20 protein-coding genes are annotated in these 24,491 nt (G+C 67.5%); 16 read left to right on the top strand and 4 right to left on the bottom strand.

The window, feature by feature from the left end; genetic code table 11:
• Position 1 precedes the first annotated feature (1 nt).
• Positions 2-1,336, bottom strand: coding sequence for a LysR family transcriptional regulator (locus OHZ10_RS06210; RefSeq protein WP_342703953.1), 1,335 nt, complete (start codon positions 1,334-1,336; stop codon positions 2-4).
• Between OHZ10_RS06210 and OHZ10_RS06215 the strand changes: the two genes are divergently transcribed.
• The 6 genes from OHZ10_RS06215 to OHZ10_RS06240 all read left to right on the top strand — a co-directional run bounded on the left by OHZ10_RS06215 (position 1,226) and on the right by OHZ10_RS06240 (position 8,304).
• Complete coding sequence (locus tag OHZ10_RS06215; protein WP_342703955.1) at positions 1,226-2,143, top strand: alcohol dehydrogenase catalytic domain-containing protein; 918 nt, start codon at positions 1,226-1,228, stop codon at positions 2,141-2,143. The two genes, OHZ10_RS06210 and OHZ10_RS06215, sit on opposite strands and share 111 nt — an antisense overlap.
• 474 nt (positions 2,144-2,617) lie before the next feature.
• On the top strand, positions 2,618-3,850 hold the full coding sequence (locus tag OHZ10_RS06220) for a 3-methyl-2-oxobutanoate dehydrogenase (2-methylpropanoyl-transferring) subunit alpha (protein ID WP_124454032.1): 1,233 nt from the start codon (positions 2,618-2,620) through the stop codon (positions 3,848-3,850).
• A 2-nt stretch (positions 3,851-3,852) separates the two neighbouring features.
• Positions 3,853-4,893, top strand: coding sequence for an alpha-ketoacid dehydrogenase subunit beta (locus tag OHZ10_RS06225; protein WP_059235136.1), 1,041 nt, complete (start codon positions 3,853-3,855; stop codon positions 4,891-4,893).
• A 1-nt stretch (position 4,894) separates the two neighbouring features.
• Positions 4,895-6,205, top strand: coding sequence for a dihydrolipoamide acetyltransferase family protein (locus OHZ10_RS06230; RefSeq protein ID WP_342703958.1), 1,311 nt, complete (start codon positions 4,895-4,897; stop codon positions 6,203-6,205).
• Positions 6,206-6,210: 5 nt separating this feature from the next.
• Positions 6,211-7,602: a dihydrolipoyl dehydrogenase gene (gene lpdA / locus OHZ10_RS06235; protein ID WP_059236832.1), complete on the top strand. Its 1,392-nt coding sequence runs from the start codon at positions 6,211-6,213 to the stop codon at positions 7,600-7,602.
• Positions 7,603-7,638: 36 nt separating this feature from the next.
• A complete protein-coding gene (locus OHZ10_RS06240; protein ID WP_342703959.1) occupies positions 7,639-8,304 on the top strand; it encodes an AraC family transcriptional regulator ligand-binding domain-containing protein in 666 nt (221 codons plus the stop codon).
• Here the strand turns inward: OHZ10_RS06240 and OHZ10_RS06245 are convergent.
• On the bottom strand, positions 8,276-11,866 hold the full coding sequence (locus tag OHZ10_RS06245) for an ESPR-type extended signal peptide-containing protein (protein WP_342703961.1): 3,591 nt from the start codon (positions 11,864-11,866) through the stop codon (positions 8,276-8,278). The two genes, OHZ10_RS06240 and OHZ10_RS06245, sit on opposite strands and share 29 nt — an antisense overlap.
• A 457-nt stretch (positions 11,867-12,323) precedes the next feature.
• Here OHZ10_RS06245 and OHZ10_RS06250 point away from each other — a divergent pair, with 457 nt between their 5' ends.
• Positions 12,324-12,953 carry an NAD(P)H-binding protein gene (locus tag OHZ10_RS06250; protein ID WP_342703962.1) on the top strand — a complete coding sequence of 210 codons (630 nt, stop codon included), beginning with the start codon at positions 12,324-12,326 and terminating at the stop codon, positions 12,951-12,953.
• A gap of 27 nt (positions 12,954-12,980) precedes the next feature.
• Here the strand turns inward: OHZ10_RS06250 and OHZ10_RS06255 are convergent, their stop codons facing one another.
• Entirely contained in the window at positions 12,981-13,898 is a 918-nt protein-coding gene (locus OHZ10_RS06255; protein WP_059235127.1) for a LysR family transcriptional regulator, read from the bottom strand.
• 129 nt (positions 13,899-14,027) lie between these two features.
• Here OHZ10_RS06255 and speB point away from each other — a divergent pair, with 129 nt between their 5' ends.
• The 5 genes from speB (at position 14,028) to OHZ10_RS06280 (ending at position 19,223) form a co-directional block, all read left to right on the top strand.
• Positions 14,028-14,996 carry an agmatinase gene (gene speB, locus OHZ10_RS06260; protein ID WP_059235125.1) on the top strand — a complete coding sequence of 323 codons (969 nt, stop codon included), beginning with the start codon at positions 14,028-14,030 and terminating at the stop codon, positions 14,994-14,996.
• Positions 14,989-15,453 (top strand): GNAT family N-acetyltransferase, encoded by a 465-nt coding sequence (locus tag OHZ10_RS06265; RefSeq protein WP_059235123.1) that lies wholly within the window; start codon positions 14,989-14,991, stop codon positions 15,451-15,453. The genes speB and OHZ10_RS06265 overlap by 8 nt, the downstream gene beginning before the upstream one ends.
• Before the next feature lie 130 nt (positions 15,454-15,583).
• Positions 15,584-16,261, top strand: a complete 678-nt coding sequence (locus OHZ10_RS06270; RefSeq protein WP_059236830.1) for an SOS response-associated peptidase family protein — start codon at positions 15,584-15,586, stop codon at positions 16,259-16,261.
• Positions 16,262-16,563: 302 nt separating this feature from the next.
• On the top strand, positions 16,564-17,994 hold the full coding sequence (locus tag OHZ10_RS06275) for a purine-cytosine permease family protein (protein ID WP_059235121.1): 1,431 nt from the start codon (positions 16,564-16,566) through the stop codon (positions 17,992-17,994).
• Between the two features lie 158 nt (positions 17,995-18,152).
• A complete protein-coding gene (locus tag OHZ10_RS06280) occupies positions 18,153-19,223 on the top strand; it encodes a porin (protein ID WP_342703963.1) in 1,071 nt (356 codons plus the stop codon).
• A 58-nt stretch (positions 19,224-19,281) separates the two neighbouring features.
• Here the strand turns inward: OHZ10_RS06280 and OHZ10_RS06285 are convergent, their stop codons facing one another.
• Entirely contained in the window at positions 19,282-20,238 is a 957-nt protein-coding gene (locus tag OHZ10_RS06285) for a LysR family transcriptional regulator (RefSeq protein ID WP_059235116.1), read from the bottom strand.
• A gap of 189 nt (positions 20,239-20,427) precedes the next feature.
• On the opposite strand from OHZ10_RS06285, the gene OHZ10_RS06290 reads away from it, so the two are divergent.
• The 4 genes from OHZ10_RS06290 (at position 20,428) to OHZ10_RS06305 (ending at position 24,481) form a co-directional block, all read left to right on the top strand.
• The gene (locus tag OHZ10_RS06290; RefSeq protein WP_174992041.1) at positions 20,428-21,738 is read left to right on the top strand and encodes an MFS transporter; all 1,311 of its coding nucleotides are present in this window, start codon (positions 20,428-20,430) and stop codon (positions 21,736-21,738) included.
• A 31-nt stretch (positions 21,739-21,769) separates the two neighbouring features.
• The gene (locus OHZ10_RS06295; protein WP_342703964.1) at positions 21,770-23,041 is read left to right on the top strand and encodes a Zn-dependent hydrolase; all 1,272 of its coding nucleotides are present in this window, start codon (positions 21,770-21,772) and stop codon (positions 23,039-23,041) included.
• Positions 23,042-23,066: 25 nt separating this feature from the next.
• Entirely contained in the window at positions 23,067-24,089 is a 1,023-nt protein-coding gene (locus OHZ10_RS06300; protein WP_059235110.1) for a histone deacetylase family protein, read from the top strand.
• A 104-nt stretch (positions 24,090-24,193) separates the two neighbouring features.
• Positions 24,194-24,481: a hypothetical protein gene (locus OHZ10_RS06305; protein ID WP_340623955.1), complete on the top strand. Its 288-nt coding sequence runs from the start codon at positions 24,194-24,196 to the stop codon at positions 24,479-24,481.
• Positions 24,482-24,491: the final 10 nt, after the last annotated feature.

Here is a 24,491-nt window from a genome sequence, read left to right on the forward strand (position 1 = left end):
TTCATTGCCCCGACCGCGCAAGTGCCGGATCGGCGCCCGCCGATCGAACCCGCAACGTCTCGATCAGCGCACGCAGCCCGCCGGACACATGACGATGCCCGGGGTAGTACAGGCACAGTCCCGGCATGACCGGACACCAGTCGGTCAATACGCGTTCGAGCCGTCCGTCGTCGAGCGCAGCGCGGACGAGATGATCGGGCACGAACGCGATCCCGATGCCGTCGATCGCGGCGTCGACCATCAACGGTTGATCGGTCAGCGTGAGCGGGCCGCCGACATTCACCGTTTCGACGACGCCGCGCCGCTCGAACTCCCAGCGGTAGATCGCGCCGCTGTCGAATCGAAATCGGATGCAGTCGTGTCGATGCAGATCCTGCGGCACGGCGGGGCGCCCGCGCGCGGCGAAATAGGCCGGTGACGCGACGGCGGCGAACTGCACCGGTTCGGACACGCGCACCGCGATCATGTCTTGCGGCACGGCCTCGGCCAGCCGGATCCCCGCATCGAATCCGCCGGCGACGATGTCGCCGAGTGTCCCGTCGGTCACGATGTCGAGATGGACCTGCGGATAGTCGCGCAGGAAGCGCGCGAGCACCGGCTTCAGCACCATGCGGATCGCGCCTTCGCTGGCGTTGATGCGCACGGTGCCGCTGGGCGTGTCGCGCATTCCGTCGACCGCGAGCATCGCGTCGGCAACCGACGAAATCGCGGGGCGGAGCTTCTCGACGAGCCGCTCGCCGGCATCCGTCAGCGACACGCTGCGGGTCGTGCGGTTGAACAGGCGAACCCCCAGGCGCTGCTCGAGGCTCTTGATCGAATGGCTGATCGCCGACGGCGTGACGTCGAGCTCGATCGATGCCGCGCGAAAGCTGAGGTGCGTTGCCGCGACAAGGAACACGTTGAGCGAGAACAGATCGCCGCTTTTCAATTGATGAGCTGAATTCATCTGGACGTAAAGATTGGCGAGATTGTCATGATAATGCGCCTTTTCTAGACTAGGGCGTTCGTCATCGCGACGGCCGGCCGCGGCCGCGGTCGCGGCGACGCAGCGGCTGCGCGGGCTGACGGGCTGCGCAATGAACCCTACGTTCGGTTGAACAAGGAGCAAGCAATGAAGATGAAGGCGGTCGTGATGACTGGCGCCAATCGGCCCTGGGAAGTGCAGGAAGTGCCGGTTCCGGTAGCCGGGCCGGGGCAGGTGCTGGTGAAGGTTCATGCGTCCGGGATGTGCTACACGGACGTCTGGGCCACGCAAGGCTTCGGCGGCGACATTTACCCGCAGACGCCCGGCCACGAGGTCGTCGGCGAAATCGTCGAAGTGGGCGCGGGCGTGCATGCGCGCAGGGTGGGTGACCGGATCGGCACGACATGGGTGCAGTCCGCATGCGGTCGTTGCGCGTACTGTCGCGAGAATCGCCCGCTCTCCGGCCAGACGGCCGTGAACTGCGACACGCCGCGGACCACCGGGTTTGCGTCGCAGGGCGGACATGCCGAGTACATCGCCGTGGCGGCGGAAGGGACGGTGCTGTTGCCCGACGGGCTGACGTACGTCGATGCCGCGCCGATGATGTGCGCCGGCTATACGACGTGGAGCGGCTTGCGCGATGCGGCGCCGCAACCGCACGAGAAGGTCGCCGTGCTCGGCATCGGCGGACTGGGGCACGTGGCGCTGCAACTGTCACGCGCGTGCGGCTTCGAGACCATCGCGATCACGCACTCGGCGGACAAGCGCGACCTGGCGATCCGGCTGGGCGCCGACCAGGTCGTCGCAAACGGCGCGGAACTTCGCGAGGCGGGCGGTGCGGACGTGCTGCTCGTCACGACCAACGAGTTCAGTACTGCAGAGGAAGCGATGGCCGGATTGCGGGTCGACGGCCGGGTGATCCTCTGCGGGCTCGACTTCAGCAAGCCATTCTCGATCGCGTCGCAGCGCAAACCGTTCCACATGATGCGTCAGCAGGTCATCGGGTCGACGCACGGCGGCTTGCGCTACCTGAGCGAGGTGCTCGAGCTTGCCGCCAGGGGCAAGGTCAAGCCGATCGTCGAGACGTTTGCGCTCGACCAGGCCACCGAAGCGTACGACCGTCTTGCGTCGGGGAAGATGCGCTTTCGCGGCGTGTTCACGCCCGCTGGGCGCCACTGAAAGCCGACAGGCGCCGGGGGATGCGGGGACGCATGCCCCCGGCCAGCGCGCGTTGCGTTCACGTGAAGCGCCTCGGCGCGTGACCGGCATGACGCGGGCCCGATCGATCGCGATCCTCCGGGCGCGGCATCCCGCCCGGGACCGGCTGTGTCCCGCTGCGGGGCCGGCCGCCGATTTCGTCCGACGCATCCGGTAGCGACCGCGGCCGCCCGCGCATTCCAGCCCGGACCCGGCTCGAAGCCGCACGGCAACGCGGGTCCGCCCGCCGCGGCAACCCTGCCCGCTGGCCATCCCGTACCCGCCATGGCAAATCTGCTCACCGCAATCGAGCGGCTTGGGCATCGACGTCCGGCGCGGCAAGGCATAGATTTCCAAGGTTGACGTGCCTATCCGCGCGTCAGCCCGCGCGCAGGCCGGCAACCGGCCGCGCGTTCCCAAACAGCGTGAGACACAATCGAGCGTGGAGACGACACGATGAGCCTGTCAGAGCCATTGCGTCTGCATGTGCCGGAGCCCACTGGGCGCCCGGGCTGCAAGACGGACTTTTCCTATCTGCATCTATCGCCGGCCGGCGCAGTCCGCCGCCCGCCGATCGACGTAGCCGCGGCGGACACCGCCGATCTCGCCCGCAGCCTCGTGCGCGTGCTCGACGACAGCGGCAAGGCCGTCGGCCCGTGGGCCCCCGATCTTGACGATGCGCGTCTGATCGCCGGGTTGCGCGCGATGCTCAAGACCCGCATTTTCGACGCGCGCATGATGATCGCGCAGCGCCAGAAGAAAATCTCCTTCTACATGTTGAGCCTCGGCGAGGAGGCGATCGGCACCGCGCACGCGATGGCGCTGCGCGACGGCGACATGTGCTTCCCGACCTACCGGCAGCAGAGCATCCTGATCGCGCGCGACGTGTCGCTCGAGCGGATGATCTGCCAGCTGATGTCGAACGAAGGCGATCCGCTGAAGGGCCGCCAGCTTCCGGTGATGTACTCGGACCGCGAAGCCGGCTTCTTCTCCATTTCCGGCAACCTCGCGACGCAGTTCATCCAGGCGGTCGGCTGGGCGATGGCGTCCGCGATCAAGGGCGACACGAAGATCGCGTCCGCGTGGATCGGCGACGGCGCGACGGCAGAAGCCGACTTCCACACAGCGCTCACGTTTGCGCACGTGTATCGCGCGCCGGTCGTGCTGAACGTCGTCAACAACCAGTGGGCGATCTCGACGTTCCAGGCGATCGCGGGCGGCGAAGGCACGACCTTCGCCGGGCGCGGCGTCGGCTGCGGGATCGCGTCGCTGCGCGTCGACGGCAATGACTTCCTCGCGATCTACGCGGCGTCGAGCTGGGCGGCCGAACGCGCGCGTCGCAATCTGGGCCCGACGCTGATCGAGTGGGTGACGTACCGCGCGGGTGCGCATTCGACGTCGGACGATCCGACCAAGTACCGGCCGAGCGACGACTGGTCCCATTTCCCGCTCGGCGACCCGATCGAGCGCTTCAAGCGCCACCTGATCGTGAAGGGCATCTGGTCGGACAGCGCCCATGACGCGCTGACGGCCGAGCTCGAAGCCGAGGTGATCGCCGCGCAGAAGGAAGCGGAGAAATACGGCACGCTGGCCGACGACCGGATTCCGTCGCCGGCCTCGATGTTCGACGACGTATACAAGGAGCTGCCCGCGCACCTGCGCCGTCAGCGCCAGGAACTGGGAGCGTGATCATGGCGCAACACGAGACAGATACGGCGACGCAGCCGATGACGATGATCCAGGCGCTGCGCTCCGCAATGGACGTGATGCTCGGGCGCGACAGCGACGTGGTCGTGTTCGGGCAGGACGTCGGTTACTTCGGCGGCGTGTTCCGCTGTACCGAAGGCTTGCAGAACAAATACGGCAAGTCGCGCGTGTTCGATGCGCCGATCTCCGAAGGCGGGATCGTCGGCGCGGCGGTCGGGATGGGCGCGTACGGGCTGCGCCCCGTGTGCGAGATCCAGTTTGCCGACTATTTCTACCCGGCGTCCGACCAGATCGTGTCGGAAGGCGCGCGGCTGCGCTATCGCTCGGCCGGCCAGTTCATCGCGCCGATGACGATCCGGATGCCGTGCGGCGGCGGCATCTACGGCGGCCAGACCCACAGCCAGAGCCCGGAGGCGATGTTCACGCAGGTGTGCGGGCTGCGCACGGTGATGCCGTCGAATCCGTACGACGCGAAAGGGCTCTTGATCGCGTCGATCGAGAACGACGATCCGGTGATCTTCCTCGAGCCGAAGCGGCTGTACAACGGGCCGTTCGACGGCCATCACGAGCGGCCCGTCACGTCGTGGCTCAAGCATCCGGCAAGCGCGGTGCCCGAGGGCTACTACACGGTGCCGCTCGATACGGCCGCCATCGTGCGGCCCGGCAACGACGTGACGGTGCTGACGTACGGCACGACCGTGCATGTGTCGCTCGCCGCGGCCGAGGAGACGGGCATCGATGCGGAGGTGATCGACCTGCGCACGCTGTGGCCGCTCGATCTCGACACGATCGTCGCATCGGTCCGCAAGACCGGGCGCTGCGTCGTGGTGCACGAGGCGACGCGCACTTGCGGCTATGGCGCGGAACTCGTTTCGCTGGTTCAGGAACACTGCTTCTACCACCTCGAAGCGCCGGTCGAGCGCACGACGGGCTGGGACACGCCCTATCCGCATGCGCAGGAATGGGCGTACTTTCCGGGCCCGGCCCGGGTCGGTGAAGCGTTGCGACGCGTGATGGAGGCGTGAGATGGGGATTCATGTCATCAAGATGCCGGATATCGGCGAAGGGATTGCCGAGGTCGAGCTGGTGGCCTGGCACGTGGAAGTCGGGCAGATGATCAAGGAAGACCAGCCGCTCGCCGACGTGATGACCGACAAGGCGGCGGTCGAGATTCCGTCGCCGGTGACGGGCAAGGTGATCGAGCTGGGCGGCCGGATCGGCGAGATGATGGCGGTCGGCAGCGAGCTGATTCGCCTCGAGGTCGAAGGCGGCGGCAACCTGAAGGCCGGTGCACCGGTGCGAGAATCAAAGGTGGAAACCGCACCGGTCGCGGCGGCGCCGTCGAAGCCGGTGGCCGACGTGCCGGCCGAACCGCCTGTCCGGCCGGTGGCGAGTCACGCTCCGGCGAAGCCGCGCCGTGCGGAACCTGCGACGCAGCCGCGCGCGGCGCTCGCGCCGGGCGAACGGCCGCTTGCGTCGCCGGCCGTGCGTCAGCGCGCGTGGGACATGGGCATCGAGCTGCGCTATGTGCGGGGCACCGGTGAAGCAGGGCGGATCCTGCATGCGGATCTCGATGCGTATGCGGGCACGGGTGGCGGCGCGGCGCGACCGTCGCACGCCCACGGCTACGACGAACGCAACGACGAAACCGAAGTGCCGGTGATCGGCTTGCGGCGTGCGATCGCGCGCAAGATGCAGGAAGCGAAGCGCCGCATCCCGCACTTCAGTTACGTCGAGGAAATCGACGTCACCGAGCTCGAATCGTTGCGCACGGAACTGAATCGCCGCTACGGCGATACGCGCGGCAAGCTCACGCCGCTGCCGCTGCTGATCCGCGCGATGGTGATCGCGCTGCGCGACTTCCCGCAGATCAACGCGCGCTTCGACGACGAAGCGGGCGTCGTCACGCGCTACGGCGCGGTGCACATGGGTGTTGCCACGCAGACGGACGGCGGCCTTACGGTGCCGGTGCTGCGTCATGCCGAAGCGCGCGACGCGTGGTCGATCTCGGCGGAAATCGCGCGGCTCGCCGACGCGGTGCGCGCGAACCGCGCGCAGCGCGACGAGCTGAGCGGATCGACGATCACGATCTCGAGCCTCGGCGCGCTCGGCGGCATCGTGTCGACACCGGTGATCAATCATCCGGAAGTGGGTATCGTCGGCGTGAACCGGATCGTCGAACGCCCGATGATCCGCGACGGCGCGATCGTCGCGCGCAAGATGATGAACCTGTCGTCGTCGTTCGATCATCGCGTCGTCGATGGCGCGGATGCGGCCGAATTCATCCAGGCCGTGCGCGCGGTGCTCGAGCGCCCGGCACTGCTGTTCGTGGAGTGAGCGCGATGAAGAACGAACACACCACACTGCTCGTCATCGGCGGCGGCCCGGGCGGCTACGTCGCCGCGATCCGCGCCGGCCAGCTCGGCATTCCGACCGTGCTGGTCGAGCGCGACCGGCTCGGCGGCACGTGCCTGAATATCGGCTGCATTCCGTCGAAGGCGCTGATCCACGTGGCCGACGCATTCGAACAGGCGTGCGGTCATGCGGGAGAGGGCGCGCTCGGGATCCGCGTGCACAAGCCCGAGATCGACATCGGGAAAAGCGTCGCGTGGAAGGACGGCATCGTCGACCGGCTGACGCGCGGCGTCGGCGCGCTGCTCAAGAAGAACGGCGTGCGCGTGCTGCATGGTGACGCACACGTGGTCGACGGCAAGACCGTCGACGTCGTCACCGGCGGGCACTCGGTGCGGATCAGTTGCGAACACCTGCTGCTCGCGACGGGTTCCGAGCCGGTCGAACTGCCGACGATGCCGTTCGGCGGGCACGTCGTGTCATCGACCGAGGCATTGTCGCCCGCGACGCTGCCGAAGCGGCTGGTCGTCGTCGGGGCCGGGTATATCGGGCTCGAACTCGGGACCGTCTATCGCAAGCTTGGCGTCGACGTCAGCATCGTCGAAGCGGCCGAGCGCGTGCTGCCTGCGTACGATGCGGAACTCGGGCGGCCGGTTGCCGATTCGCTTGCGCGGCTCGGTGTCCGGCTGTGGCTCGGCCACAAGGTGCTCGGGCTGGCGGAGCATGGCGCGGTGCGCGTGCAGGCCGCCGACGGCGCGGAGCAGACGCTGCCGGCCGATCGCGTGCTGGTTGCCGTCGGCCGCCGGCCGCGCGTCGACGGCTTCGGGCTCGAGACGCTGCAGCTCGATCGTAACGGCCGTGCGCTGCGTATCGACGACGAATGCCGGACGTCGATGCGCAACGTGTGGGCGATCGGCGATGTCGCGGGCGAGCCGATGCTCGCGCATCGCGCGATGGCGCAGGGCGAGATGGTGGCCGAGCTGATTGCCGGCCGGCGCCGCCAGTTCGTGCCTGCGTCGATTCCGGCCGTGTGCTTCACCGATCCCGAGATCGTGACGGCCGGCTGGTCGCCGGACGATGCGCACGCGGCCGGCGTCGATTGCCTGAGCGCATCGTTTCCGTTCGCGGCGAACGGGCGCGCGATGACGTTGCAGGCGACCGAGGGGTTCGTGCGCGTTGTCGCGCGGCGCGACAACCACCTGATCGTCGGCTGGCAAGCGGTCGGGCGCGGTGTGTCGGAGCTGGCTGCCGCGTTCTCGCAGTCGCTGGAGATGGGGGCGCGGCTGGAGGACATCGGCGGTACGATCCACGCGCACCCGACGTTGGGCGAAGCACTGCAGGAGGCTGCGCTGCGTGCGCTCGGGCATGCGTTGCACGTCTGACGTGCGGTTTGCCTGAAACGGAGCCGCCGGTGCGCAATGTGCGCACCGGCTGAAGCAGCTTGCCGATCCGGATTTCACGGTGCTGGCTGCGCAGGAGCTGGCCGTCGCGTCGAACCTGCTGACCTGACCGCCGTCGAGGCCGGTATCGGCCTGAAGGTCGGCCTGCCGGCATGCGGGCTGCTCGGCTATGGGTTGTTGAGCAGCGCTACGGGCATGAACGCCGTCGCGCTCGCCGGCCGCTATCTGGCGCCGACCTATACGTTTGTCGGGATGACGTTCCGCCGCGTCGGGCCGCACGATGCGATTCGGTTCGACGCATGGCCGGAGCTCGCTGCCAACGTGCAGCGTTTCTTCGTCGAACGTGCGATGGGGGCGACATGCCGCGTATTGCGCGACGTGATCGGCAGCGCCTTCGAACTCGCGACGTTCGACCTGGCGTACGACGCCGGCGCCGGCACCGAAGCGAAACAGATGGTGTTCGGCGCGAAGATCCGGTACGGCCAGCCTGCCAGTACGCCCACGTTCGAACACGCGCATCTCGAGCGGCCGCTGCGTAGCACGCGATCCGGCACGACTGCGCCGATGAAAAAAGCCCGTGAACGATCTGACGTTCACGGGCTTTTCCGTTTTGCGGCGGAGCGGGCCGGCACGTACCGCTGCGGCCCGCGCGGCATCACCACGAATGTCCGATGCCGCCGTTGACCATCATGCGCGAGCCGTTCACCGTGCCGACGCCGAGCTTGATCACGGTGTTCTGCGTGATCCGCGCGCTGCCGCCGACGGCGATCGCCGTATAGCCGCCGTAGTTGCCGAATCCGGCGCCGACCGAGACGACCTTGCCCGGATCGACCTGCGGCATGCCCGCGAGCGCGCCGGCGATCGCGATCCCCGAATACGCGTTGCGCGCGAGATCGTTCACGCCTTGCTGAATCGCGCCGACCCGCTGGTCGGTGTAGCGGTTCGCCGATTCCGTCGCCGTCGTCAGCTGGTTCAGGTTGACCGCGTCGGTACCCTGCGTGCCCGGTGCGACGTTGACGATCTGGCGCTGCTGTTCGGCGGTGCCGACCGAGACCACGTTCGAGCGGCCACCGTCGTTCGAGTTCGCGCCGATCGCGACCGAATTGGAGCCGGCCGTGACGGTCGGCGCATCGGTGCCCGAGCCGTTCATGTCCGCGGTGATGCCCGTGTTGCGCGATGCCGACGTCGACAGGTTGTTGATCTGCGTGTTGATGTTCGTCACGCTGGTCGACAGCGACGACACGCGGTCGTTGGTCGTCGACAGGCCGGTTGACAGCGACGTCACGCTCGTCGACGTGGACGTCGACAGCGAGCCCAGCGCTTCGTTGGTCGACGACAGGCCGGTCGACAGCGAACCGATGCTGGTCGACGTCGACGTGGACAACGACGCGAGGTTGCTGTTCGTCGAGCTGAGCCCGGTCGACAGCGACGCGACGTTCAGGTTGGTCGCATGCAGTTGGCTGCCGTTGATCGCATCGGTGCTGTCGGCGCTCACGCGGCCGGCCGCGACGTTCTGGATCTGGCGTTCCTGGCCCGGTGCGCCGACGCTGAACACGCCGAACGGGTTCGCGCCCGCATACGCGCCGAAACGCAGGTCGCCGATGGCCGACGACGACACGCCGACGGCCGCGCCGGTGACCGAGCGGTTGCCGATCGCCACCGAGTTGTCGAGGTTGGCGACCGCGTTCGGGCCGATCGCGACGCTGTTCGCGCCGGTGGCCTGGCTGTCGGCTTCGGTCGAGTTCGCGTGGAAGTACTTCGCACCCTTCGCGTTGAGATTGTCGATCGCGTCGCCCACGTTGGTGTGGGTCGTCGTCGTGCCGTCGTTGTTGTACGTCACGTACGACGGCGCGGTGATCTTCCCGGTCGCCGGATCGTACGTGGCGCCGCCGCCGAGCGCGTCGGCCGTGCTGTTGCCGAGGTTCGTCGTGTTGACGGTGACCGAACTGATGCTCGTCGACAGCGAGCCGAGGCCCGACGAGGTCGACGTGGACAGCGACGTCATCGTGCTGTCGGTCGCGCTGAGGCCGGTCGACAGCGAGTGGATGCCCGTCGATGCGGACGTCGACAGCGACGCGAGCGTGCTGTTGGTCGTCGACAAGCCGGTCGAGGCCGACGTCGACAACGACGTGACGGTGTCGTTGGTCGTGCTCAGGCCGGTCGACAGCGACACGAAGCCGGTCGACGTCGAGGTCGACAGCGAGACCAGATTGTCATTCGTTGTACTGATCGTGGTGGACAAGGAACCGGCGGTCGTCGACGTTGCGGTCGACAGCGACGTCAGGTTCTTGCCGAGCGTGTCGATCCCGGTCGATGCCGACGTGGACAGCGAAACCAGCGTGTTGCGGGTCGTCGACAGGCCGGTGGACGTGGCGGTCGACAGCGATGCGACGGTGTTGTCGGTCGTGCTCAGCCCGGTCGACAGCGAAGCCATGTTGCTGTCGACGATGCGCAGGCTGTCGGCGGTCGAGGTCGACAGCGACGTGAGCGTGTCGTTCGTCTTGGAGAGGCCGGTCGACGTCGACGTCGACAGCGACGCGATCGACGATTCGGTCGAGGTCGACAGGCTCGCGAGATTGGAGCCGACCGTGCTGAGTTCGACGTTGGTCGCGTTCAGCTGCGAGCCGTTGACGGCGTCGGTGCTCTTCTCGGCCAGCCGGCCTGCGGCGACGTTGGTCACGGTACGTTCACGGCCGGCCGCGCCGACACTGACGGTCGAGGCGGGGGCGGTGCCGGCGAAATCGTACGCGGTGCCGTTGATCGTCGCGCCGCTCGTGCCGATGGCCGCCGCGGTCACGGAGCCTGAGCCCAGTGCGACCGCGCCGGCGTCGGCAGCCGTTGCGCTCGCACCGAGTGCGACCGCACCGGCGCCCGACGCGATGGCACGCGGGCCGATCGCGCTCGCAGCCTGTGCGCTGGCGTTGGCCTGCGTGCCGACCGACACGCTGGTGGCGGCCGAACTCGTCGCGCGGTCACCCAGCGCGAGTGCGCTCGTCGCGGTGGCGGCGGCGGACGAGCCGGCGCCCAGCGCGCCGCGCGCGGTGGCTTCCGCCGCACGGCCGAGTGCCGTGCCCGTGTGGCTCGACGACGCGTTGGCGCCGATGGCCATGCTGTTCTCCGTGGCCGAGCTGTTGTAGCCGATCGCGGTGGCGCCGGTGTAGCCGCCCGTGCCGGCCTTCGCGCCCGCGCCGAGCGCGATCACGCCGAAGCCGCCGCCCGTCGTGACCGCACTGGCGTCCTGGCCGATCGCGACGTTGCCGGCGCCGGTCGAGCCGCTGCTGCTGGCCGCGCCCGCGCCGATTGCGACGTCCGCCTGGCCGGCTGCCGATGCGTTCACGCCGGCCGCGAGCGCGTTGAGGCCCGTGGCGCCGTCGTTGTTGTAGTTCGCGCCGGCCGTGCCGCCGTCGTTGACGCTGTAGTAGCGCGTGGTCGCGGCATCGATCGCGGCCGACGTGGACGTCGACAGCGAAGTGAGGCCGGTCGCGACCGACGTCGACAGCGACGTCATCGTGGTGCCGGTCGTGCTCAGCCCGGTCGACAGCGACGTGAGGCCGGTCGATGCCGCTGCGTCGACGGCGGCCAGCTGCCGGACGTTGACGGCATCGGTGTCCTGCGTGCCGCCGGCGACGCGGGTGATCTGGCGTTCCGCGCCGGCGCTGCCGACGGACACGACGCCGTTCGATGCGACGGCCGCGTCGGAGAAGCGCTCCGTGCCCGAACCGGTGCGGTCGGCGATGGAACCCTGGCCGAGCGCGACCGCGTTGGCGACGCTTGCGTTCGACCGGTAGCCGACGGCGACGCCGCCGTGACCGGATGCGGTGGACTTGCCGCCCATCGCGAGCGAGCCTTCGCCGGTGGCGTTGGCCTCGGCAGCGAAGGCCGCGGCATAGGTGCCGCCGGTTGCCTTCGAGCGCGAGCCGACCGACGTCAGGAAACTGGCCGTCGTTGCGCCGGCGCGGTTGCCGGTTTGCGTCGCCGTGGCTTCATCGCCGATCGCGACGGACCAGTAGTCGGCGCAGGCTGCCCACGTGCCGGAGCAGGGGTAGCCGGTGTCGCCGCCGACGGAGACGTAGGCGAGGCTGTCGAGGGGGATCAGGGCGGCGGCGGCGACGGAGAACGTGGCGGCAACGCGTGCGGAAGCCGAGACCTTGCTCGAGGTTTTCTTGCCGTTGGCGCGGGTGGTTTCGGAGGTGGCGACCCAGGCGCCCAGTGCGTCGTTCCAGATCGTACGGAAAGTGCGGTTCATAGACTGTCTCGGAAAAAAGAGGACGCCGCACCGCGATACGATGACTTGAAGAATTAAGACAGCTGGATGGGCGTTCCCGGGTGAATTAGGAGATAAAGAATGAGATGAATCTTACAGAATGAAATGTATTTGTAATGTAAAACAACGAAAAATGAATGCGTTTTCTTGCACTGTTTGACATTATTTGTCGTATAAACATCGAATAAATCGACGTTTTTAGAGATAGGGTGCGATGAAAATAGCGAAAATGCGTGAAAAGGTGCGACGAATTGCTGCATCGGTGAACCTGCGAACAGAAGCCGGCGTGGGTAAATTCGAGATATGTAGTGAGCGCGGTCTGTAATTTTTCGAGATGCGGGAAGGTTGTCGGCGCGAGGTCGGCCGACGATCATGTCGATAGCCGGAAACCGGGCCGCATCGGGCCCGCCAACGCAGGCTCCTCACGGAAGAACCGGACATGAAACTGCTGCTCGTCGGCGCGACCGGACTCGTCGGACGCCACGTCCTCGAAGTCGCGCTCGCCGATTCGCGGGTCGATCAGGTGGTCGTCCTCGCGCGCCGGCCGCTGTCGCCGCATCCGAAGATGCGCGCGCTGGAGGTCGATTTCGACCAGTTGCCCGCCGCGGCCGACGGGTGGCGGCCCGATGCGGTCATTTGTACGCTCGGCACCACGATGCGGGCCGCCGGTTCGCAAGCGGCCTTCCGGCGCGTCGATCACGACTATCCGCTCGCGGTCGCGCGGCTCGCGCACCGGCACGGCACGCCGACCTACGTGCTGAATTCCGCGCTCGGTGCAGACGCCGCGTCGCGCATCTTCTACAACCGCGTGAAGGGCGAGGTCGAGCAGGCGCTGGCGGGTATCGGGTTCGCGTCGCTCACGTATGTGCGGCCTGGCCTGATCGGCGGCAGCCGCGACGAATTCAGGTTCGGCGAGCGGCTGTTCGTGTTCGCGCTGAACGCCGCCGGGCCGATGCTGCCGGCGAAGTGGCGCGTGAATCCGGCGTCGCGGATCGCGCGTGCGCTGGTCGATGCCGCGATCGACGCGCGGCCGGGCGTGCACGTCGTCGCATCGGACCGGCTCGCCTGACGCGGCACGGGCAGGGGGCCGGCCTGGCTATCCGCCTGCGCACCCGTCAAGCTCGCCGAACTGTTCGGCGAGCGCAGCGGTGAACGCATCCAGCGCTTCGCTGCCGTCGCAGTTCCTCGGTGTCGCGAGCTGGAATTCGACCGTATGGCTCAGCTTGCTCGCGAGCAGCCGGCGCATCTTTCCGGCGGCGACCCACGGCGCCGCGACGTGGTCGGGCAGGAAGCCGACATGCGCGCCGGACAGGATGAAGATCACGTCGGCGTCGACGTTTTCCGAAAACGCGGTCGGCTGCGCGTTGCGCAGCGCCGCACCCGACGTGTTCGTCTTGTAGAGCCGCGCGACGTTGCTCGTGCGCGCGATGTCGTTGACCGACACGCTTTTTTTCGCAAACAGCGGATGGCGTGCGCCGCAATGCAGCGACTGGTGTTCGACGAACAGCGGTGCGTAGTGCAGGCCGGCCTGGTGGCCGGAGAAATAGCCGATCGCGAGTTGCAGTTCGCCTTTCAGCAGCCGGCGCTCCAGTTCGTCGGGCGGTATCGCAATCATCTCGATCAGCACGTCCGGTGCCTGTTCGCGAAAACGGCCGACGGCCGCTGCGATCGATTCGACGACGTCGGGCGCGAGCCGCTCGGACAGGCCGATGCGCAACTCGCCCAGCATCGTGTCCGATACGTGTTGCGTATCGCGCGTGAACACGTCCATTGCCTGCAGGAGCCGGCGGGTCGACTGCAGCACGCGTTCGCCCTTCGGCGTCAGCCGGAAGCCGCTTTTGCCGCGATCGCACAGCCGGAACCCGAGCCGGGTCTCGAGCTTGGCCATCTGCGTGCTGATGGTGGACGGCGCCATCCCGAGCGTGCCTTGCGCGGCGCTGAAGCCGCCGCTCTCGACGATCGTCAGGAAGAGCCGCAGCAATTGCAGATCCATGTCTCGGAGTCGGGTCAGCATGGCGATACATCGCATTTCGTGAAGTTGGCTTATGTTAGTTCATATTTTTCGTCGGATGCCGCGCGGGCAGAATCGGGTTCGAGGTCGCCAGCCGCGCGGCCGTGTCCCCCTTCAGACAGGATTCCGACGATGAGCCAGAACGATTTCGCGTTCACGCGCGACAGCCTCTACGGCACGCAGGCCGAACCGACCTTCGCGGGCGCGACGAGCTTCATGCGCCGGCGCTTCAGCCGCGATCTCGACGGCGTCGATCTTGCGATCACGGGCGTGCCGTTCGATTCCGCCGCGTCGCACCGGCCCGGCACGCGATTCGGCCCGCGCGGGCTGCGGATCGCATCGACGGGCATCGCATGGGAGCGCCCGTGGCCGTGGTCGTTCGATCCGTTCGACGTGCTGGCTGCGGTCGATTATGGCGATTGCGCGTTCGATCTCGGCCAGCCCGAATCGGTGCCGGGAGCGATCGAGCGGCATGCCGATGCGATCCTCGCGAGCGGCTGCGCGATGCTGACGCTTGGCGGCGATCACTTCATCACGTATCCGCTGCTGAAGGCGCATGCGAAGGTGCACGGCCCGCTGTCGCTCGTGCATTTCGACGCGCACACCGACACGTGGCCCGACCGCGACGTGAAGCGCATCGATCACGGGACGATGTTCTGGCACGCGGCGCGGGAAGGGTGGGTCGTGCCCGAACGGTCGGCGCAGATCGGCATCCGGACGACCAACGACGAGCCGATGGGATTCGACATCCAGGATGCGCGCCGCGTGCATGCGTCGACGCCGGCTGCGGTCGCCGCACGGATTCGCGAGCGCGTCGGCGATCATCCGGTGTACCTGACGTTCGACATCGACTGTCTCGATCCGGCGTTCGCGCCGGGCACCGGTACGCCGGTGTCGGGCGGCCTGTCGAGCCATCAGGCGTTCGAGATCCTGCGCCACCTCGACGGCATCAATCTGGTCGGCATGGACGTGGTCGAAGTGTCTCCACCGTATGATCATGCGGAAATCACATCGCTGGCCGGCGCGACGATCGCACTCGAACTGATCTGCCTGTATGCATCGCGCCGGCGGCAAACCAGGGAAGCTTCGATCGATGGATGACCTCATCTGGCGCAAGGCCGTACCCGGCGACGCGGCCGCGTGCATCGCACTGCGCGGGCGGACGCGCGAGAACGCGTTGACGGAAGCGCAGTTGCGCGATCTCGGCATCACGGCCGAAAGCTGGGACGCCGGAATTCGCGACGGCCTGTTTTCGGGCCATGCCTGCTTTGCGAACGGAACCATGGTCGGCTACTGCTTCGGCGACACCGGTTCGGGCGAGATCGTCGTGCTCGCGATGCTGCCTGCGTACGAAGGGGCGGGGATCGGCAAGCGGCTGCTGCGGCGCGTGATCGACGATTTCGCGGCAAGCGGCTTCACGTCGTTGTTTCTCGGTTGTTCGACCGACCCCGCGTCGCGCTCGTACGGGTTCTACCGGCATCTCGGCTGGATTCCGACCGGGCAGCTGGACGAGGCCGGCGATGAAATCCTCACGCTCCGGGTCGGCTCGAGCACCTGACGGCATGCGTTGTCCCGATCGTGGCACTTCACGCGATCCGTAAAACTGTTTCGTCATACAAAACAATAGATCAATGGCGGCGTGCTCGCTGATCTACGATGGAAACATTGCTTCCATCGTCAGCCGAGCCGTGTGCACTCACTACCGCGCTCCGGGCGAAGACCCGGGCATCAGCGAACTGAAGATCGGCATCGGCGATCTGTATCGCCGCGACCCGTGGGCACCCGACGTGTATCCCGACTACGCGGCACCGGTCGCATGCGCCGAAGGCGACAGCCTTGCGGTCGTGGGGGCCGTGTTCGGTTTCTGGCCGAAATTCATGCAACCCGAGCGGCTCGACGAGCACGGCCGGAAGAAAAAGAAGCTCGATACGGTGAACGCGCGCACGGAAACGGTCGGCTCGTCGCGGCTCTACGGCAAGGCCTGGCGCAATGGCCAGCGTTGCCTGATTCCGGTGCGCTGGATCTGCGAGCCGTGCTACGAAACCGGCCGCAATGTGTGGCACCGGATCGGCGTCGACGGCTGGCAGCCGTACTGCGTCGCCGGTATCTGGCGCCGCTACGAAGACAGCGACGGGCGCGCATGCATCGGCATGACGATGCTCACGGTAAACGCCGACGATCACCCGCTGTTCGCGCGGATGCATCGGCCCGGCGACGAGAAACGAGGCGTCGTGATCCTGCGCCATGACGATTACGACGAATGGCTGCACGGGCGCGACATCGAGGCCGCACGGCGCATGCTGAACCTGCTCCCCGCCGGCGACATGACGGCGGCGCCCGATCAGGCACCGCCGGCCGCCACCTGACCTTTCATTTTTCCGACGTCCGGCTTGCGGCAAAACGACCGGCCGTGTCGCGATTATTCGGACAATTTCGAAAGCCGGTCGATACCGGGTAATCACCGATATCTCGCAAGTTGTATATACAAGATTATCCGCTGGCAATGTCGGCGCACGTCGTGCCGCTTGCGCGCCAGCGTGCAGACCGTGCGTGCGTGGCGCATGCCGGCGATCCACGGCGCCCCGCACCCGCAGAGCCGAAAGGGCGGCTCGCAGCATCCTGTCCCGTTTAAACCATGTGTGGTCCTGAGTATTTTGGAGATTGACTCGTGTCAACGAATTCCAGTGGAAAAGCCGGCGGACTGATCGAGGTACGCTCGATCGACTTCATTCCCGATGCCGAGCGACACGGCGGCCTGCTGAGCCAGTTCACGCTGTGGCTGTCCGCGAACATGCAGATCACGGCCATCGTCACGGGCGCGCTCGCGGTCGTGCTCGGCGGCGACGTGTTCTGGTCGCTGGTCGCGCTGCTGCTCGGCCAGCTCGTCGGCGGCGCGGTGATGGCGCTGCACGGCGCGCAGGGGCCGCAGCTCGGGCTGCCGCAGATGATCTCGAGCCGCGTGCAGTTCGGCGTGTACGGCGCGATGATCCCGATCGTGCTCGTGTGCCTGATGTACATCGGCTTCTCCGCCAGCGGCTCGGTGCTGGCCGGGCAGGCCGTCGCGCAGTTGCTGCACGTCGACGACGCAGCCGGCATCCTGCTGTTCGCAGCCGTGATCGTCGTGCTGACCGTGTTCGGCTATCGCGCGATCCACTTCGTCGGCCGGATCGCGAGCGTGGTCGGCATCGTCGCGTTCGTCTACATGTTCACGCAGCTGTTCGCGAACCACGATGTCGGCGCGCTGCTCGCCAACCGCCATTTCTCGCTCGCGAGCTTCCTGCTGTCGATGTCGCTGTCCGCGTCGTGGCAGATTGCGTTCGGTCCGTACGTGGCCGACTATTCGCGCTACCTGCCGCGCTCGACGTCGTCGGTCGCGACGTTCCTCGCGGTTGGCCTCGGCTCGGTGATCGGTGCGCAGGCGGCGATGGTGTTCGGCGTGTTCGCGGCCGCACTGGCCGGCGGCCAGTTCGCACACCATGAGGTCGCGTATATCGTCGGGCTCGGCTCGACGGGCGCCGTGGCCGCACTGCTGTACTTCAGCATCGCGTTCGGCAAGGTGACGGTCACGGCGCTCAACGCATACGGCAGCTTCATGTCGATGGCGACGATCGTCAGCGGCTTCCGCGGCAAGGGCGCGGTGTCGTCGAAGAGCCGCCTCGTGTACATCTTCGGGATGATCTGCGTATCGACGCTGATCGCGCTTGCGGGCCGTCATTCGTTCCTGAAGGAGTTCACCGCGTTCATCCTGTTCCTGCTCGCGTTCTTCACGCCGTGGAGCGCGATCAACCTGGTCGACTACTACTGCTTCACGCGCTCGCGCTACGACGTGCCGGCGCTGTCCGATCCGGACGGCCGCTACGGCCGCTGGAATGCGATGGCGATCACGATCTACGTGGTCGGCATCCTCGTGCAGCTGCCGTTCATGTCGACGCACATCTACACGGGGCCGCTCGTCGATGCCCTTGGCGGCACCGACATCTCGTGGATTCTCGGGCTGATCGTGCCGGCCGTGCTGTATTACATCGGCGCGCGCGCGTCGCGTCGCAGCATCCCCGAACGCCTGATCCTGCCGCTCGAACGCGGCGAAGTGCACCACTGACGACACGTCTCGCGCATCGGGCCGGCAAGCCGCCGGCCTGAGCGTCGAGCCCGGCGCAGCCTGCGCCCGGCTCTGTCAACACGATCCCGTATCCCGCGATACCGGTGCGGCATGCACACCGCGCCCGGTGTCGTTTCATTCCTGGACTATTGAATAGTATGACTAAACAAATTGAAGCGCGCGGCAGAGATTGCAGCGTGCGGCCGGTGCACGCCGGGCTTCGCATGACGGTCGCGGTTGCCTGCCTCGCCGGATCGGGCACCGCGCTCGCGCAGGACGGCGTGACGCTGTACGGCGTGATCGACGAATTCGCGCAGTACGTGAATACGGGCAACGGCTATACGGCGGCGATCAACTCGGGCGGCCAGTGGGGCAGCCGGTTCGGATTGAAGGGCGGCGAGGATATCGGCGGCGGGCAGAAGATCGAGTTCGCGCTGGAAAACGGCTTCAACCCGAATGACGGCTCGCTCGCGAGTGCGGGCAGCATGTTCAACCGGCAGGCGTGGGTCGGCCTCGCAGGGCAGTGGGGCAAGGTGCGTGCGGGCCGCCAGAATTCGCCGCTGTTCAACGACCAGGGCGGGCAGGACGCGTTCGGCGGTGTCACGCAGGCGTCCGGCATGGACAACCTGACCGTGTTCGCGTTCCGCACGAGCAACACGTTGTCGTACCAGAGCCCGGAGATCGCGGGTTTCCAGGGCGGGATGTACTTCGGATTCGGCGACGCGGGCGGCGTGCGCTCGGCGGGTTCCAGCCAGCAGTTCGATCTGACCTACGAACACGGGCCGTTCGGCGCGTTCGTCGCGGGCCAGTGGCTGAAGAACGCGACGGCGGCCACGACCGATCGCACGATCATGGCCGGCGCGTCTTACGAGATCGGCAAGGCCACCGTGTACGGCGGCTTCTCGGCGGTGAAGTGGGCCGACTTCGGGATCGATTCGCGCGTGTACGGGCTGTCGGTCAAATACCAGTTCAACCCGGCGAACACCATCGCGCTCGGCTATGCGTATCTGCACGACCAGTCGTCGCAGGGCAACAACGCGGAGCAGCTCGGGCTGATGTACGAGTACGACCTGTCGAAGCGCACGAGCTTCTACGGCGCGCTGTCGTACCTGCGCAACCGCAACCAGGCTGGCTACACGCTCGCAGGCGCGGCGAACCCCGGCTTGCCGCTTGCGTATCCGGGCGCGAATGCGCGCGGCGTGCAGCTCGGCATCGTGCATCGCTTCTGACGCGTGCGACGCGCCGGGCCGTGTGCGCCCGGCGCTTTCCTTCGGCGCATTCGCGCCGTTACTTCCCCAGCCGCTGCGCGAGCGAATAGCGCTGCATGCAGCGTTCCATCGCGTCGAGAAACGCATGCTCGGCCGCATTCATCTTGCGGTCGCGGTGCCACAGCAGGAACACGTCGACATCGACGAGCCCGTCGTCGGGCGGCAGCCGCCACAGCCGCTGCTGCGCGATGTCGTCGCGCACGATGTGCTCGGGCAGGCAGCCGATCCCGTAGCCCGCGAAGATCAATCGCCGCACTTCCTCGAGGCTCGGCGACGACGCGACGATGCGCCCCGTGAAACCCTTCTGATCGCGGAACACGGTGAGCGGCGACAGGCTGTCGCCGATCTGGTCGCTCGTGAACGACACGAAATTCTCCGCGAGCAGATCGTCCATCCGCAGTTGCGTCTGCCCGAACAGCCGGTGATGGCGGCCGCAGTAGATCGCATAGCGCTGGCGCAGGAAACAGCGCATCTCCAGTTTGTCGTGCGGCGTACGGCACAGGCCGAGCCCGGCCGTGGCCGTCTTCTGCAGCAGCGACGACAGGATGTCCGACGAGCGCATCACTTCGATCTGCAGGTCGATGCGCGGATACGCGCGGTGGAATTCCGCGAGGAATTCGTCGTAGACGGGCGATTCGATGCGGCTCACCGTCAGCAGCCGGATCGACCCGGTCAGGTCGGCCGTACTGTCGTCGATTTCCGTTTCGAGGCGCGAGATGCCGCCGTAGATGTCGCTCGCGATCCGGTACACGGCTTCGCCGGCCGGCGTCGGCGCGAAGTGCGCGCCGCGCCGCTCGATCAGCCGGCGTTCGAGCGTCTCCTCGAGCCGCCGCAGCGCCTGACTCACGGCCGGCTGCGTCACGTGCAGGCGCGCGGCCGCACGGCTCACGCTGCGCTCCTGCATGATCACCAGGTAAGTGCGCAACAGGTTCCAGTCGAGTCGGTCGTTCAGGAACGGGGCGAGGTCGGGGCGCATCGGGTCTCCGGGCGAGGCGTCAGGGTAGTCATTAGTTGAATTTATGCAGCGAATAATAACTTGAAATTTGACTAATGATTTGCGGTCGCCGATAAAGGAGGGGTGCCGCAGCGTGCGGCGCGAGGCCGCGACAGACGGCCGTCACACGATATTGCGCGTCGCCCGCAGCGGCGCGCGTCAGGAGCCCGCATGACCCAGTCCCTTCCTTCCGCCCGCCAGCCGGGACGCGCCGCGACGGCCGCGTTCATCGGCACGATGATCGAGTGGTACGACTTCTACATCTACGCGACCGCCGCCGCGCTCGTGTTCGGCGAACTCTATTTCCCGTCGCATGACCGCTTCGTCAGCACGATGGCGTCGTTCGCGACGTTCGCGGTCGGCTTCTTCGCGCGGCCGCTCGGCGGCGTGATCTTCGGTCACCTCGGCGACCGCATCGGCCGCAAGAAGGCGCTGATGACGACGCTGATGATGATGGGCGTCGCGACCGTGTGCGTCGGGCTGCTGCCCGATTATTCGAAGGTCGGCATGCTCGCGCCGGTGCTGCTCGTCGCGCTGCGCGTCGTGCAGGGGATCGCGGTCGGCGGCGAATGGGGCGGCGCGGTGCTGATGGCGGGCGAGCATGCGCCGCAGGGGCGCCGCACGTTCTTCGCGTCGTTCGCGCAGCTCGGCAGCCCGGCCGGGCTGATCCTGTCGCTGATCGCGTTTCGCGCGGTCACGTCGATGGACAAGGCCGACTTCCTCGCGTGGGGCTGGCGCCTGCCGTTTCTCGCGAGTTCGGTCCTGCTCGTGGTCGGCATCCTGATCCGGCTCGGCGTGAACGAATCGCCGGAATTCGCGCGGGTGAAGGCAACCAACCGCACGGTGAAGCTGCCGGTCGCGGAAGTGTTCCGTTCCGCGTCGGGGCTCGTGCTGCTCTGCATCGGCGCGAACACGATCGGCATCGCGGGCGTCTATTTCACCAACACGTTCATGATCGCGTACACGACGCAGTACGTCGGCGTCTCGCGCTCGCTGATCCTCGACAGCCTGTTCGCAGTCGCAATCATCCAGTTCATCGCGCAACCGATCGCCGCATGGACCGCCGAGCGGATCGGCGGCGCGCGCTTCCTGAAGATTGCGGCGCTGCTCGCGATGCTGTCGCCGTATCCGATGTTCATGCTCGTGCAGGGCGGCACGTCCGCGTCGCTGATTGCAGGCATCGCGCTCGCCGTCGTCTGCATGGCGGGCTTCTATTCGGTGATCGCGGGCTTCGTCAGCGACGTATTCCCCGCACACGTGCGCTATTCGGCGATCTCGCTTGCGTATCAGATCTGCGGCGCGATCGCAGGCGGCCTGACGCCGCTCGTCGGCACGTGGCTCGCGCATCGCTTCGCCGGCCAATGGTGGCCGCTCGCGGTGTTCTACACGTGTCTCGCCGGCGTTTCGCTGCTTTGCATCGTCGCGCTCGACGCGCGCCGGGCGGCGCAACCGGCCGCCGCCGAAGCGCTCGGCTCGCACTGAACTTCAACGAACGAATTCATCCGGAGTGCACATGAAAGACCTGCTGGAAATCGACGGCGCCCGTTTGTGGCAGAGCCTGGCCGACATGGCGCGCGTCGGCGCGACGCCGCGCGGCGGCGTGCGGCGCCTCGCGCTTACCGATGACGACCGGCGTGGGCGCGACCTGTTCGCGCAATGGTGCCGCGACGCGGGAATGGCGGTGAGCGTCGATGCCGTCGGCAACCTGTTCGCGCGGCGCGACGGCGCCGATGCGCAAGCGGCGCCCGTGTTGATCGGCAGCCATCTCGACACGCAACCCGAAGGCGGCCGCTTCGATGGCGTCTACGGCGTGCTCGCCGCGCTCGAACTCGTGCGCACGCTGAATGATGCAGGAATCGCGACCGGCAAGCCGCTCGAGATCGTGTCCTGGACCAACGAGGAGGGTGCGCGTTTTGCGCCGGCGATGCTCGGTTCGGCCGTGTCCACGGGCGCGTTGCCGCTCGACGAGGCCCTCGCGACGCAGGACGCCGACGGCGTCGCGCTCGGCGCGGCACTCGACGCGTGCGGCTATCGCGGTACGCGCGCAACGGGCGGCGCGGTCGACGCATATTTCGAAGCGCATATCGAACAGGGGCCCGTGCTCGAAGCGAACGGTACGACGATCGGCATCGTCACGGGCGGGCAGGCGATCCGCTGGCTCGACGTGACGGTGACGGGCGTGGCCGCGCATGCGGGGACGACGCCGATGCCGTATCGCAAGGACGCATGCTTCGCGAGCGCGCAGATCGCGCTCGAACTCGAACGGATCGTCGCCGGCTATGCGCCGCGCGGGCTCGCGACGATCGGGCAGGTCGGGATCCGCAACGCGTCGCGCAACACGATTGCCGGCGACCTGACGTTCACGGTCGACCTGCGTCATCACGACGATGCCGAAGTCGACGCGATGGAGCGCGACCTGCGCGATGCGTGCACACGCATCGCTGCCGCGCGCGGCGTGCGGGTCGCGATCGATACCTGCTGGCGCAGCCCGGCGACACCGTTCGACCGTGACTGCGTCGAACTGGTTGCGCAGGCAACCGAAGCGTTCGGCTACACGAACGAGCGGATCGTCAGCGGCGCCGGCCACGATGCAATCCTGCTCGCGCGCCGCGTCCCGACCGCGATGGTGTTCATCCCGTGCGTCGACGGCCTGTCGCACAACGAGGCCGAGGACGCGCTGCCCGACGACGTGACGCGCGGCACGAACGTGCTGCTCCATGCGGTGCTGGCGCGCGCAGGCATCGCAGCGCGCGTCGAAGCGGCGGCCACCGCGCACGATGCGTGACGCGGCGAATCGACGAGGACGAACGATGAAAACCTATTTCCATCCCGAACAACTGCTGCACCATCCGCGCAGCTACCTGTCGCGCGGCCAGATGCGCGAGCCGCAGGAAGTGCCCGAACGCGCGGCCCGGCTCGTCGCGGCGGTGCGTGCGCTCGACTTCGACGTGCGCGAGCCGGCCGACCGCGGCACCGCGCCGATCGCGGCCGTGCACGACATGAACTACCTGCGCTTTCTCGAAGAGGCGCACCGCGACTGGAAGCAGATGCCCGACGACTGGGGCGACGAAGTGATGTCGAACGTATTCGTGCGCGACCCGAACCCGTTGCGCGGCGTGCTCGCGAAAGCCGCGCGCTACCTCGCCGACGGCAGTTGCCCGGTCGGTGCGAACACGTGGCGCGCTGCGTACTGGTCCGCGCAGGACGCGCTCGCGGCCGCAGCGGACGTCAACGACGGCGCACGCGAGGCCTACGCGCTGTGCCGGCCGCCCGGTCATCACGCGCGCCGCGATGCGGCCGGCGGCTTCTGCTACCTGAACAATGCGGCGATCGCCGCGCAGTCGCTGCTGGGCCGCCATCGCCGCGTGGCGGTCCTCGACACCGACATGCACCACGGGCAGGGCGTGCAGGAGATCTTCTACGGCCGCGACGATGTGCTGTACGTATCGATCCACGGCGATCCGACCAACTTCTACCCGGTCGTCGCGGGCTATGAGGAAGAGACGGGGGCGGGCGCCGGCGACGGGTTCAACCTCAACCTGCCGATGCCGCACGGTTCGCCGGAATCGGCATTCTTCGCGCGGCTCGACGACGCGTTGCGCGCGCTCGCGCGGTTCCAGCCCGATGCGCTCGTGCTCGCGCTCGGCTTCGACATCTACAAGGACGATCCGCAATCGCAGGTTGCCGTCACGACCGACGGGTTCGGGCGGCTCGGCGGTGCGATCGGCGGGCTCGGGTTGCCGACGGTGATCGTGCAGGAGGGCGGCTATCACCTCGACAGCCTCGATGCGAACGCACGTGCGTTCTTCGGCGGGTTCGCCGCCGCACGCTGACCGTTTCAGCGGGGCCGGATCGCGTGCGCGCGGCTTCAAGTTTTCCGTGCGTACGCCGATAATTCGCGCATATGCTGAATGGATGCACGAAGGAGGGCCGCACGATGACAGCCGGCCAAATCAGACGCGGTGCGCTCGCGCTCGCGGTGCTGGGCACAGGGTCGCTCGCGCACGCAGCGGAACCGTCGATTCCGCTGCGCGTCAGTCTCATCATTCCGGAAATCTGCACGATCGGTTCGGGCGCACGGGGGGCCGCCGACGCCGACATGCCGAGCGTCAGCTGTGTGCACGGCACGCCGTTCGTGCTGAGCCACGCACCGCTGCCCGACCTGCGATCGGCGCCGCGCAGCGTCGGCACGGGCGCGCCGCCCGCATGGACCGTCACGTTCTGACCGCCCGCCA

This window comes from Burkholderia arboris (genome assembly GCF_038723655.1).
Classification (GTDB): Bacteria; Pseudomonadota; Gammaproteobacteria; order Burkholderiales; family Burkholderiaceae; genus Burkholderia; species Burkholderia arboris.